Origin of the sequence: Myxococcus sp. CA039A, assembly GCF_013336645.1 — a bacterium.
GTDB classification, from domain to species: Bacteria; Myxococcota; Myxococcia; order Myxococcales; family Myxococcaceae; genus Myxococcus; species Myxococcus llanfairpwllgwyngyllgogerychwyrndrobwllllantysiliogogogochensis.
Window position 1 is genome coordinate 1 of the sequence record NZ_JABUMQ010000314.1, and the last position, 13,310, is coordinate 13,310.

6 protein-coding genes and 1 pseudogene are annotated in these 13,310 nt (G+C 68.2%); 1 reads left to right on the top strand and 6 read right to left on the bottom strand.

Annotation, left to right across the window (positions count from 1 at the left end; genetic code table 11):
- Nucleotides 1-182, bottom strand: a pseudogene (locus tag HR086_RS37345) (hypothetical protein); the annotation flags it as partial.
- A gap of 65 nt (nucleotides 183-247) precedes the next feature.
- Nucleotides 248-1,591, bottom strand: a complete 1,344-nt coding sequence (locus tag HR086_RS37350) for an OmpA family protein (protein ID WP_371745767.1) — start codon at nucleotides 1,589-1,591, stop codon at nucleotides 248-250.
- Between the two features lie 210 nt (nucleotides 1,592-1,801).
- Here HR086_RS37350 and HR086_RS37355 point away from each other — a divergent pair, with 210 nt between their 5' ends.
- Nucleotides 1,802-3,436 (top strand): fumarate hydratase, encoded by a 1,635-nt coding sequence (locus HR086_RS37355; RefSeq protein WP_141648781.1) that lies wholly within the window; start codon nucleotides 1,802-1,804, stop codon nucleotides 3,434-3,436.
- 64 nt (nucleotides 3,437-3,500) lie between these two features.
- On the opposite strand, the gene HR086_RS37360 is transcribed toward HR086_RS37355, so the two are convergent.
- From HR086_RS37360 to HR086_RS37375, 4 genes are all read right to left on the bottom strand, one after another.
- Nucleotides 3,501-6,932: an HYR domain-containing protein gene (locus HR086_RS37360; RefSeq protein WP_174468025.1), complete on the bottom strand. Its 3,432-nt coding sequence runs from the start codon at nucleotides 6,930-6,932 to the stop codon at nucleotides 3,501-3,503.
- A 219-nt stretch (nucleotides 6,933-7,151) separates the two neighbouring features.
- A complete protein-coding gene (locus HR086_RS37365) occupies nucleotides 7,152-7,373 on the bottom strand; it encodes a hypothetical protein (RefSeq protein WP_141648779.1) in 222 nt (73 codons plus the stop codon).
- Between the two features lie 145 nt (nucleotides 7,374-7,518).
- Nucleotides 7,519-9,648: a M13 family metallopeptidase gene (locus tag HR086_RS37370; RefSeq protein ID WP_174468026.1), complete on the bottom strand. Its 2,130-nt coding sequence runs from the start codon at nucleotides 9,646-9,648 to the stop codon at nucleotides 7,519-7,521.
- A 206-nt stretch (nucleotides 9,649-9,854) separates the two neighbouring features.
- Nucleotides 9,855-13,172, bottom strand: coding sequence for a C45 family peptidase (locus HR086_RS37375; protein WP_174468027.1), 3,318 nt, complete (start codon nucleotides 13,170-13,172; stop codon nucleotides 9,855-9,857).
- Nucleotides 13,173-13,310: the final 138 nt, after the last annotated feature.

Consider the following 13,310-nt stretch of genomic DNA (forward strand, 5'->3'; position numbering starts at 1 on the left):
CCACCACCTCCTCCTCCTCCTCCGCCCCCTCCTCCGGGTGACGCCGGGCGGGACGCGCTCGCCGACGCCATGGCGATACCGCCCACCATCTGCTTGCGAGCCCGCAGGTCCACCTCCAGGCGCTGCTGCTGCTCCCGCACCTGGTCGAGATACGCGTTCTTCACCGGCTCCTGGGACGACATGGACGCTCCCCCTGAAAAGGGGCCCATCCAAGCACACGTCAGGAGCCCCGAGGAGGCGAGGGGCGCTACTTGCCCTTCACCAGCAGGATGTCCACGCGGCGGTTCAGCTCGCGCCCGCGCGGAATCAGGTTGGGGGCCTTGGGACGGGTATCGCCCAGGCCGGAGGCGTCGATGCGCGACGGGCTCAGGCCCGCCTTCACCAGCAGGTCCGCCACGGCCTTGGCGCGCGACTCGGAGAGCGCCTGTCGCGCCGTCGCCGGAGCCTCGCGGTTGTCCGTGTGTCCCTCCAGGCGCAGCTTCAGCGTCTCGTCCCGCACCAGCAGGTCCACCAACAGGGCCAGGCCCTCCGTGGAGTCCTTGCGCGGCGCGGCCTGCTTCTCCGCGAAGCGCGGGGGCTTGGGCAGCTCCACGCGCTCGTTCTTCACCTGCGGCTGCTTCGCCTTCTGCGCGGGCGCGGGCGCCAGCACGAAGGCCACCGAGGCCTCGCGGTCTCGGCTCACCTTCACCTGACGCGTCTGGGCCAGGAACCCCTTGGAGAGCACATCCACCGTGTACTCACCCGGGGGCAGCATCACCGGCACCGGCTTGCGCGCGTTCTTGTCGAGGAGGACCTGCTGCGGCGCGCCCTTGCCCCGGACATACGCCGTGGCGGCCACGGGCTTCTTGCCCGCGAGCACCTTCAGCAGCAGCCGCCCCGGCGCCACCGGGCCCTGCTCCGGAGATTCCCGGGGCTTCGTCCCAGCGACTGGCGGCGCGGTGACAGGAGGCGCCGTCACGGGCGGCGCGGTGACAGGAGGCGTCACCTGCGCCACGGCGATGGGCGGCGCACCCGCGTCCTGGCCTTCCACCAGCGTGGCGTCCGCGAGTGGCGCGGTCATCTCCGCCGATACATCGTGCGACAGCTTCAGCTTCAGCCGAGGGTCGGGTGCGGTGGGGTTGATGCCGGGAATCACCTTCACCCGCATCCGCAGCCCCTTCTGCGCCTGGAACGTGACGGAGGCCGTCATCTTCCAGAGGAAGCCGCTCTCCTCGCTGAAGAGGTTCCACGCGTCGTTGTTCGTATAGGTGACGCGCGACACCAGCGTGTAGGAGCCCTCCTCCACCTTCAGCGACGCGAGGCGATGGATGCCCGGGCCGGAGATGACGTCCAGCCCCGGTACCGCCAGGGGTTGGCCGTTGAGGATGAAGTCCACCTCCAGCAGCTTGTAGGCCCGCGCGGTTCCCGCGCCCGGGAGCCCTTCGTAGGTGATGACGACCTCTGGAGGAGGCGTCTTGACCAGGGCCTGGAGCTGACGGTCCAGGTCCTCGCGGGCCCGCTGCTCGACGGTGGACGGTTCAGCCGCGCGAGCCGTGGCGCCGACGAGGGCCAGGATGCAGAGCCACAGTGCTTGTACGGAGGAATAAGCCACGGGGGTCCACAGCATCGCACAACCTGGGCCTGCCGCGAGTTGTCAGCCGGGCGGGCTGACCACCAGCCGACCGTCGGCCCCCCTCCCCTCACTCCAGGTCCCGGCCGGACAGGGGCCTGGGGTGTGGCCCGGTCCACGTTTTTGGCTCCCATCCCGCCGCCAAGGGCGCTACTCCTGGGCGCCGAAGACTCCCCCGAAGAGGCGCGCGCGATGAACGACTTCCAGTTCCAGGAAATGCTCCCGCTGGGCAAGGACGAGACGCCCTACCGATTGCTCACGAAGGACCACGTCTCCACCTTCGAGGCCGGCGGACGCACCTTCCTCCAGGTCGCCCCCGAAGCGCTCACCCTGCTGACCCGGGAGGCCATGCGGGACATCGCGCACCTCCTGCGCCCCGGCCACCTGGGCCAGCTTTCGAAGATCCTCCAGGACCCGGAGGCATCCGCGAATGACCGCTTCGTCGCGCTGGAGCTGCTGAAGAACGCGAACATCGCCGCCGGTGGCGTGCTGCCGTCCTGCCAGGACACGGGCACCGCCATCATCATGGGCAAGAAGGGCCAGCACGTCCTCACCGACGGCCATGACGAGGAGGCCCTCTCCCGCGGCGTCTTCGAGACGTATCGCACGTCCAACCTGCGCTACTCGCAGATGGCGGCGCTGGACATGTACAAGGAGGCCAACACCGGCAACAACCTGCCCGCGCAGATCGAGCTCTACGCGACGGGCGGTGACGCCTACAAGTTCCTGTTCATGGCCAAGGGCGGCGGCTCGGCCAACAAGAGCTATCTGTTCCAGGAGACCAAGGCGCTGCTCAACCCGACGAGCCTCTTGGCTTTCCTCGACGCGAAGATCCGCTCGCTGGGCACCGCGGCGTGTCCGCCGTACCACCTGGCCATCGTCGTGGGCGGCACGTCCGCGGAGTTCGCGCTGAAGACGGCCAAGTACGCCTCCGCGCGCTACCTGGACACGCTGCCCACCGAGGGCAACGCGCTGGGCCGGGGCTTCCGCGACGTGGCGCTGGAGCAGGAGGTGCTGAAGCTCACGCAGCGCATGGGCATTGGCGCCCAGTTCGGCGGCAAGTACTTCTGCCACGATGTGCGCGTCATCCGGCTGCCGCGCCACGGCGCCTCGTGCCCGGTGGCCATCGCCGTGTCGTGTTCGGCGGACCGGCAGGTGCTCGGCAAGATTACGCGCGACGGTGTCTTCCTGGAGCAGTTGGAGGCGGACCCGGCGAAGTACCTCCCGGAGACGACGGACGCGGACCTGGCCGGCGAGGTGGTGAAGCTGGACCTCAACCGTCCGATGAGCGAGCTGCGCGCGGAGCTGTCGCGCTACCCCATCAAGACGCGCGTGTCGCTCACCGGCCCCATGGTGGTGGCGCGCGACATCGCCCACGCGAAGCTCAAGGAGCGGTTGGACCGGGGCGAGGGCATGCCGCAGTACCTGAAGGACCGCATGGTCTACTACGCGGGCCCGGCGAAGACGCCGGAAGGGTATGCCTCCGGCTCTTTCGGTCCGACGACGGCCGGCCGCATGGACGCGTACGTGGACCAGTTCCAGGCGGAGGGCGGCAGCTTCGTGATGCTGGCCAAGGGCAACCGCTCCCAGGCCGTCACCGACGCGTGCAAGAAGCACGGCGGCTTCTACCTGGGCTCCATTGGCGGCCCGGCGGCCCGGCTCGCCAAGGACTGCATCACCAAGGTGGAGGTGCTGGAGTACGAGGAACTGGGCATGGAGGCCGTGTGGAAGATTGAAGTGGTCGACTTCCCGGCCTTCATCGTGGTGGACGACAAGGGCAACGACTTCTTCGCCCACCTCAACAAGCCCTCCGCGAAGAAGGGCTGAGGGCACGCCGTGGAGTGGCGGGACTGAAGCGCCACCCCTCAAGTGGCGCTCCGAGGGCCTCGGCTCAGCGACGCCGGCGAACGAGCGTCGGAAGCACGAGCAACAGGAGGCCGAAGAACAAGGAGCCTCCTCCTCCCGCGCAACCGCACGACTCGGACTCCTCCGGCCTGGGGACGATAGCGCCACCGTCCACCACGCCACCGTCTCCTGCCCCTGCGTCACCGGGACCCGCGTCGTCACCGGGACCCGCGTCGTCGCCAGGACCCGCGTCGTCGCCAGGACCCGCGTCACCGGGTCCGGCGTCCGCAACCGGGCGCTCGGTGATGGTCACCGGAAAGTGACAGGTCGCCTGATGGCCGGCGTGGTCCGTGACCACCACGTCCACGGTGCTCGTCCCGACTGGGAACACAGAGCCCGAAGGAGGAACGCTCTCCACCGTCGGAGCGGGGTCCAGCGCATCGCTCACGGAGACATCGAACAGGACCGCCGCTCCCTCGATGCCGTTCAACCCCACCGGGCACGTCAGCGTGGGCGGAGAGGTGTCACGCCGAATGGAGACCCGCTGCGACGTCGTGCCTCCCTGCGATGTCGCGGAGCAGGTGAACACCTGCTCCAGGGTGTCCCTCGTCACCGTCTCGGCTTCGCAGCCCGTCGTCTGGGTGACGCTCGACTCTGCTTCCTCGATGGACCACGCGAGCGAGACGTCCCCCACGTAGAAGCCATTCGCGCCGAGCACCCCTGTCACGTTCGCCTTCACGACCGGCGGGGTGACGTCGACATCCACCGCGAACGGCTCCATCCCATATTCAGGGTGAACCGCCGCCAGGAACAGCGTGCCAGAGACCGTGATAGGCGCTGACGGAGACGAGGGCATTGCCCCTGGCCAGAGGTCCGCGACCAACGAGGGCTCGCCCGCGCCCGGGTCGAGCCGACAGAGCTCCAACCCCACGGCTCCCAGCTCACAATCCAGGAACACCGTGTCCCGGTACGTGGTGAGCCACGACGACCCCAGCACGGAGCCCACCACCGTGGTGCCTTCGGGGGTCCCATCCGTCCTCGCCAGATACCGACCCGAAGAGGTCTGGATGAGGAGCACCGTGCCCGTACCTTGCCGCGTGGCGGCGAGCAGCCGCGTATCCCCTGTCCCCGGCTCGAAGTCGCCCAACCGCTGTGCACGAGTGCCACGCAGCACCCAGACCTCGCGCCCCACCTCCGCGCCCTTGGCCGTGAAGAACAACAGCGGACCGACCGCGTGCAAGTCGGCGGGCTCCACGTCCTGCGTGCCAGGAACGAGCGCCGTCCCCATCACGGAGCCGTCACTCGACCAGAGGGATGCGCCCTGAGTGACGAACGCCACCCGGTCCTCATAGGCGACCGGCTTCCCCGCGGGGACGGTTGCGAGCCTTATCACCGAGCCCGCAACGCGGGCCCCGTCCGTGCGGTACGGGAAGTAATCGCTCTCGCTGGTCAGGTACTGGCGGAAGAACACCTGGGTGCCGGCCACGGCGAGGAAGTCGAGCGGACGACCGGCAAGCGACTGCATCGAGAGCGTTCCATCCCGGGTGCCATCACTCTCCGCCAGTTCGTAGCCTGAATCCCATTCGCGCCCCAGAATCATCCTCGAGCCCAGGTGGGCCTTGCCAGAGGCGGGACTCAGGTGCACGGCATCGCCAGGCCCCCCCTTCGAAATATACAGCGCCGCGCCTTCACGGAAGGTGAGCGCGTCCCCCCAGCGTTCCAGCTGGGTGATGGTCGAATACAACGAGAACGCATCACGGATGACGTGCGTGCCGGCGTGCGTGCCGTCGGTGCGAAGCAGCGACGATTGTCCCAGCGCCTTCGTCGCGCTGAAGTACGCGAACGTATCTCCCGAGGTCCAGTTCTCGGGGTAGGACCCCGCGTTCGACCAGGTCCAGACTTCCGTCACGGCACCTTCCGGTCCGCCTTCGGGGAAGGCGTGAAGCAACAAGCCGCTGCCCTCGATGGAGAACGCGTGCAGCGTCCCTCCCCTCGACACGACGTCGGTCAGTCGCCCTTCGAAGACCCTCGAGGTCCCTTCCGGTGTGCCATCGGTCCGCCACACGGACTCGGCACTGCCCTCGGGAGTCCCGGAGAGCAGCACCTGGGCGCCGACCGCGGTGAACGCCGTGACACTCGTTCCAGCAGCGCCTGGGCTGAGGTCGGCGAGCAACCCGGTGCCCGCCTCCGTGCCGTCCGTGGTCCAGGGCTCCAGGCCCGTCAACGCATCGCTGGCGACGAAGTAGAGCCGCCCGCCGTTCTGGACGACCACGCTGGTGCTGGGAAGCGCGGCGAACCTTCGGACCACGCGAGGCGCTGCGACGCCATCCCACGCGAACACCGCGGGACCGGTCGAGTCGACTCCCACGTAGACGAACTGGGAGCCAATGCGGGAGACGGGGCCCACCAGTCGCTCAAGCCACTGGAGCACGCGCGTCCCCGAGGACGTACCGTCCGTCCGCCAGAGCGCGACACCCAACTCGGTCGACACCGCGAAGTGCACCTGGGACCCGAGCGGATCCAACCAGGAGGCCAGCAACGTGGTGCGATTGGACCTGATGGAAGCAATCGTCGTCGTGCCACTGACCGTTCCATCCGAGGCCCTCAACGCGATGTCATAGACGCGATTGGAACCCGACCAGGCGCCGAACACAGACCGGTGGCCGATGTCGAGGTTGGGCCCGGTGAACGGTTCGATGGTGGAGACCTGCTTGGTCCCAGCGGGGGTGCCATTGGTGACGTAGAGGTCCCAGAGGTAGATGTTGCTGTAGCCGGAGCGGAACCAGAGCTTCCCTCCTCGAATGGACAGGCGAAGCTCGCGCGAACGCGTGGACTGGTCGACCGCGTACACGAGCCGCGTCCCGGTGGCTGTCCCATCCGTCCTCCACAGCTCGTTGCGGGAGCTGAAGTACAGCGCACCCTCGAACTCGAGCAGCCCCGTCGATTCACTGGAGAATCCGTACGGACCGGCCCACGTGTCACTCACGAGGTGGGTCCCTTCGGAGGTGCCGTCGGAGCGCCACAATTCATGGCCGTGCACGCCATCGTTGGCGAGGAAGTAGAGCGCCGAGTCCCAGGTCGTCCACCCGAGGCAGTTCCCGTCACCGGAGCCAGGCCGGATGTCCTTGAGCAGCGTGGTGCCTTCCGGGGTGCCATCGGTCGACCACGGCTCCGAGCCGTGGACACCGTCGTCGGCGAGGAAAAAGACCCGCTCCCCCAGCACCCCCATGAGGCGAGGCGTCGACGAGCCCATCCCCGGGTGGATGTCCTTCACCATCCGCGCTGCCCCCCGGGAGAGGTCGGTGACCCACAGCTCATTGCCCGCCGCCGCCGTCGCCAGCGAGAAATACACGCGGTCGCCGACGGAGACGAGCACGCGGGCTCCTGTATAGGGCGTCACGGGCGTGGGATTCAGGTCGGCAATCAGTCGTGGCGTCGCCGAGACAAGACTGAGCACCAACAAGCTGCTGTAGAGCATGCGTGTTCCTCAGGGGGTGTGGTGCGTCCAGGAATGCGGGCGCGCGATGCACCTCGCTTGCCCCGTTAGACGACACCCGCCCTCCCCTGGTGGCTCATTCCCGCCACGAGACGAGGCCCACCGATTACGCCCCTGCGTCCCGAGAACCTCGTCCCAGGACGAGCCCTCAAGGGACCGTTGCGGAAAACCCTTGCGAAAGAGGCGTGACGCGGGGAGCCCTCACGCGCGCGGCGGCGCTTCTTCCACCGGCACGGCCACGGGGACCTTCTTCTTCGGGATGATGCCGCGACGGGGGCCCTTGAGGGCCACGCCCAGCAGCATGCTCGCGGGGAGCATCATCCCCAGTCCTTGCGTGAGGTTGTCGGGAGGATGAACGACAGCCCCCAACACCAGCGCGGAGAACAACAAACCACAGACCAGTCGAAGCAACAGGGAGCTCACGCGAGGAACCTCGGTGACGGGGTGCCCCAGCGTAAACATCCCAGAGGCCCTGTCCAGGCGGCCTCATGGGGCCCTTCAGGGTGGGGCCGAGCAAGCACCCCACCCTGTCCCACCGCCCACGTCGGACGGTGGGAGCGTCAGGGAGCTACCAGATCTTCACGCGCTTCTCGGGGGCGAGCCAGCCGGCGTCGCCTTCCTTCACGCCGAACGCCTCGTAGAACTCCGCCATGTTCCGCACCACGCCGTTGACGCGGTACTGCGGCGGCGAGTGGGTGTCGGTGAGCAGCATCTGCCGCATGGCGTCGTCGCGGTACAGGCCACGCCAGACCTGCGCCCAGCCGAGGAAGAAGCGCTGGGGGCCGGTGAAGCCGGCGATGGACGGCGCCGCCTTACCCTGGAGGGACATGTTGTACGCCTTGTAGGCGACCGCGAGGCCGCTCAGGTCGCCGATGTTCTCGCCCAGGGTCAGCTCGCCGTTGACGTTCATGGACTCCAGCGGGCTGAAGCCAGCGTACTGGGCCACCAGCACGGACGTGCGCTGCTTGAAGCCGGCCTGGTCCTTCTCCGTCCACCAGTTGCGCAGGTTGCCGTCGCCATCCGAGCGGCTGCCCTGGTCATCGAAACCATGGCTGATTTCGTGGCCAATCACCGCGCCAATGGCGCCGTAGTTCGTCGCGTCGTCTGCGTCCGGGTTGAAGAACGGCGGCTGGAGGATGGCGGCCGGGAAGACAATCTCGTTCATCGTGGAGCTGTAGTATGCATTCACCATCTGCGGCGGCATGCCCCACTCCTCGCGGTCGATGGGCTTGCCCAGCTTGTCCACCATCCGCTGGAAGTCGAACGCATCACCGCGACGGACGTTGCCCAGCAGGTCGCCCGCGACGATCTCCAGGCGCGAGTAGTCCCGCCACTTGTCCGGGTAGCCGATCTTCACGTTGAACTTGGACAGCTTCGCCTGGGCCTGCGCCTTCGTCTCGGCGCTCATCCAGTCCAGCCCGTCGATGCCCTGACGGAAGGCCTCACGCAGGTTGTTGACCAGCTCCACCATGCGCTGCTTCGACGCGGGGCTGAAGTGGCGCTCCACGTAGAGCTGGCCCACGGCCTCGCCCAGCGAGTCCTCCACCGCCGACACGCCGCGCTTCCAGCGCGGACGGTTCTCCTGAAGGCCCTGCAGCGTCTTGCCGTAGAACTCGAACGAGGCCTGCTCGAAGGGGCTCGACAGCATCGGCGCGCGGCCGGCCAGCACCTTGAACGTCAGGTACTGCTTGAGCACGGGCAGCGGCGTCGTCTTGACGAGTCCCGCCAGGGCCTCGAAGTACGTCGGCTGGCGGACGATGACGGCGGGCGTCGCCTGGGCACCCGCGGCCTTGAAGAAGCGCGTCCACGAGAAGCCGGGGGTGAGTGCCTCCGCCTCCTTGACGCTCTTGAGGTTGTAGGTGGCCTCGCGGTCCCGGCTCTTCACCCGGTCCCAGCTCTTGTCGGCCAGCGTCGTCTCGAGCGCGAGGATGGCCTCGGCCGCCTTCTTCGCGTCCTTCTCACCGGCCAGGGTGAAGAGCTTCTCGATGTACGCCACGTAGGCGGCGCGAATCTCGATGAAGCGCGGCTCCTGCTTGGAATAGTAGTCCCGGTCCGGCAGGCCCAGTCCGCTCTGGCTGACGTACGCGATGTAGCGCGTGGCCTGCTTCTGGTCCTGGCCCACGAAGAAGGCGAAGGGCGTCTGGATGCCGCTGCGCTGGAGCTCCGCGAACAGCTCCGGCAGCTGCGCCTTGTCCTTCAGGCCCTTCACCCGCGCGAGCTCCTGGGCAATCGGCTTCACGCCGAGCGACTCGATGCGCTCGGTGTCCATGAAGCTGTTGTACAGGTCGCCCACCTTCTGCGCGGTGGAGCCCGGCGCGCGCTCCTTCGCGGTGGCGGACTCCTCGATGATGGCGCGCAGCGCCAGCTCGGACTTGTCCGCCAGCTCGATGAACGAGCCATAGCGGGCGCGGTCCGCGGGGATGGGCGTGTTCTTCAGCCAGGTCCCGTTGACGAACCGGTAGAAGTCATCCTGGGGACGGATGCCCCGGTCCAGGTTCTTCAGCTCGACGCCGAGCGCGCGAACCGCCTCCTCCGACACGGCCTCCGCGACGGGCGCGGGCGTGGACGCGGAAGCGGCGGGAGGCGGAGTTGCCTCGGTGGGCGCGGGCTGCGGCGCGCTGGCGCAGCCGGTCAGCAACAGGGTTCCGAGGGCACTGGTCGCCCAGGCTCGGTGGGCAATGGACTTCTTGGGGCTCATGAGGTTCCGAGAGGAAAAAGGGACGGGGGATGCTGCCGGACCCGAGTGGTCGTCGTCCATCCGGGCAGGCAGGAAAAACACCCGCGCGCCCGCCCTATTCCTCAGGGAGTCCCCTGCCCTGGTTGCAATTCCGTGGAAACAGCCGCTTCCGGCCCCGCCCCCGTTCAGGAGGCGAGGCCGCGAGCGCCCACTCCCGCCTCAGGCCCTCAGCGCTGGCCCATGACGGGCGCGGGCACCGAGGTGGCGGGGGCGGGCACCGGAGGCGCGACGGGCGCGGGAGCCGGCGTCACCGTCACGTCCTGCGACAGGGCCTCCACGTCATGGAAGCCCTTCGTCGTCACGTCGCCGTTCCGGAACAGGGCCCAGCCCTGAAGGTTGCGCTGGTAGGTCCGCGTCATGTGCCACAGCTGGATGCCGCTGTTGGCGACGAAGAGGTACAGGGCGCGCTTGGGGTTCCAGGGGTTGGGCAGGGCCAGGGCGATGCCGTCATCCGGGCGGCCATACGTCTTGCCCTGCCAGCGGAAGAAGCGGCGGCCCAGCTCCACGGGGAGCTTCTTCTCCTGGGCCAGCCGGGCAAGCAGCGCGTTGTCCTCCGCCCCGCCGAAGACGACCAGGTCGCGATCCGCCAGCTGCGCGTCCGTCACCTCGAAGTCCGGCGCCACGGGGACCAGCCGCTCGGTGAAGACATCCGCCAGCGACTCGCGGTAGCCCAGCACCAGCGTGCGCATGGACTCCGTCTGCCGGGCGGTGCCGTGCACCATCAGCAGCTTCTCCCAGGCATCCGTCTGGTTGGCCAGGACCTGGTAGCGCTCGCGCGGCACCGGAAGGTCATTGCCCGCGTTGAAGACGACACGCACGGGCGCCTCCTTGGTGCGCAGGACGAACGTCTCGCTCGCGGTGCCCTTCACCTCCACGCGCTCCAGCGTGGAGCCCTTCGCCGTGTGCACCTCCACCAGCGTGACGAAGTGCCAGGGCTTCGGGCCGGGCTGCTCCACCTTGAGCGTCACCTCATAGCCGTCCTTCACCTGCGCGGCGGTGGCGCGGAAGCGCGGCTGCGGCAGGCCGGTGCGCTCCAGCCACTGGCCGACGAAGGAGCCCACGTCCTTGCCCACCACCTCCTGCGCGGTGCGCTTGAAGTCCGCGGTGGAGATGTCCTTGTTCGCGTAGCGCGCGTGGACGGCGTTCATCACCTTGGAGAAGTCCGCGTTGCCCAACAGCAGGCGCAGCTGGTGCAGCGCGAAGGTGCCCTTGATGCGCGGCACCAGATAGGTGCCATAGCGGCCGTACTCCGTCTTGACGGAGGCGGGCAGCACGTCCGCCTCGCGCGAGGTGGTGAAGAGGTAGCGGTCATTCAGGTCCGCGAGCACGTCGCGCTGCGCGTCGAAGGCCTTGTCCTGCTTGTCCTCGTGGGCCGACACGTCGCGCAAGAGCTTCCAGTACGCGGACGTGCCGCTGATGAGCCAGTTCTCCCCGTCCGACGCGGGGAACAGGGTGTTGGCCCACAGGAGCGACTTGTCGAAGCCGACCGCGTCCTTCACCCGGGAGAAGTCCCGCTTGGCGGCCTGGGGCTCCTCGGGCGCCTTCCACGTCTTGCGCGCCTCCTTCAATTTGGCGGCGACGTAGATGGGGCTGAACGTCGTGTAGCCCAGCGACAGGTGCGGCGTGGCGCCGGGCAGGTCCGGCATGAAGCGGCTGCCAATCATCTTCTCGCGCAGCGTCGTCTTGCCGTAGTGGGCCAGGAACATCAGCTTCTCGGCCATCTCCGACGTGGTCACCTTGCCGTCGCACGCGTGCGGGCGGTTGATGGGGCTGGAGGCCATCATCCGCGTGGCGGAGTCCAGGTCGAACCCCTTCTTGCCGAACTTCGCGTAGTACTCCCAGAAGGCGATGTCGCGGTTCCAGGTGTTGAAGGCCAGGTCCGCGGGCGCGTTGTCCGGGCTGGAGACGGACTCCTTGCGGACCTCCAAGTCGCGGTTGTTGTTGTTCGCCCAGATGAAGTCCTTGAGGTTGCCCGGCGTGTCGGAGGTATTGCCCTTGCTGCCGGTGCGCCACAGCCGCGTCTTCTTCGTGCCGAGCAACAGGCAGGCACCCTCGTCCGTCTTCGTGTCCGCGAGCGTCCAGTCGTTGGTGTACAGGCCGTTGTTGTTGTCCTTCATGATGCGCGCGACGTCATCGATGGAGGACGCGTACTGCGCCGCCTTGCGGATGCGGTTGCTCTGCGGGGAGCCGTTCAGGTCGAAAGGCGTCTGCCCCACCGTCGTCTCGCCGATGACGATGCCCGCGGAGTTGATGAACCAGTCCGCGCCGCTGTGGATGCCGCCCGGGAAGGTCTGCATCACGAAGCGGTGGCCCCGGGTGGGCTGCACGTCCAGCACCACGTCCCAGTGGACGCCGGTGTAGCCGTTCCACATGAAAATCTGCCCGATGATGGCGCGGCCGTCCTTCGTCGCGGACTTGGTGGCGACGAAGGAGGAGCAGTGGTCGCCCTTGCCTCCGCGCTCGGCCTCCTCGTCGGCCTTGAGGAAGGTGCGGCCGGACAGCGAGGTGGAGGTGGCGCGGTTGGCCTCCTCCAGTTGGCCCGCGTCCACGGCGGTGTTGAGCGTGACGATGTCGAGCACGTCCAGCTCGCGATCCTTGAACTTCGCGCCGGCCTTGTTCGCGCCGTCGGCGATGCCCTTCATCTCCTCCAGGTACTCGGCGTCGAACTTGCGCAGGAAGAGCGAGTCCGCGAGCAGTCGCTGGTGGCTCCATCCCTTGGCCGCATCCGTCTTGTCCTTCTGGATGCCGAGCTTCTCCATGTACCGGACGATTTCCTGCGAGGTCAGTTCACCGAACTGGACGCCGCGCTCGTAGGGCTCGCCCTCGATGTGGACGTAGATCCACCCGCCGTCGTCGTAGCGGAAGCCCTTGCCCGCCCAGCGCACGGACTCCATCGGGACATACGCGGTGATGTCCTCCACGGGCTCCAGGCGGACATCGTCATACCAGACGGAGCCGGTGGCCTTGCCGTTGCGGCCCAGGTGGAGCTGCACGCGGTCCGACGACTGGGTGGCGAAGAAGAGGACGGAGGCGCGGGTGCCGGCCTCACCGCCCGGGGCGGGCGCGCAGTTGGTGAAGGGGAAGCTCTTCATCGAGAAGCAGGCGCCGTGGGCCGTGGGATAGCGGGCCTGGGGGTCGACCTGGACGCCCTTGGTCCTCACCCAGGCGCTGAGCCGGTAGAGCTGGCCCACCTGGAGCTGGAGGTTCTCGGACTCGACGGTGGTCTCTCCACCGCCCTGCGGGCTCTCGATGAGCAGGCCGCGCGAGCCCTCCACCTTGCCCTCGGCGCTGGAGGCCACCTTGCCAGGTCCCTGCGAACGCCAGAACGCGGGCACCGAGGAGGACCCTCCGGCCACCTCGAAGGTTCCGTTCGGCACCGCCGAGGACTTGACGGGGGAGGCGGCCACGGCGGGCGCGGCCTGGAGCAGGCTCGCGGACAACAGCAGCACGCCGAGGAGCTTCGACGTCTGGGGGAGGTCGGTCATGTCGTTCCCTTCCCGAGCAGGGCGGGGCAACAGCTCGGGGAATCGGGGCGCATGACACTGCCGCGCGTTTCGAGCGTCAACCCTTCACGTCATCCAAGGCACCATGACGCGAGGTGACTTCCACACCCACCCCGACAC

Excerpts from the sequence above, each read along its gene's own strand:
- HR086_RS37355 (WP_141648781.1), top strand. The coding sequence starts at position 1,802 with ATGAACGACTTCCAGTTCCAGGAAATGCTCCCGCTGGGCAAGGACGAG.
- HR086_RS37375 (WP_174468027.1), bottom strand. The coding sequence starts at position 13,172 with ATGACCGACCTCCCCCAGACGTCGAAGCTCCTCGGCGTGCTGCTGTTG.
- HR086_RS37360 (WP_174468025.1), bottom strand. The coding sequence starts at position 6,932 with ATGCTCTACAGCAGCTTGTTGGTGCTCAGTCTTGTCTCGGCGACGCCA.
- HR086_RS37370 (WP_174468026.1), bottom strand. The coding sequence starts at position 9,648 with ATGAGCCCCAAGAAGTCCATTGCCCACCGAGCCTGGGCGACCAGTGCC.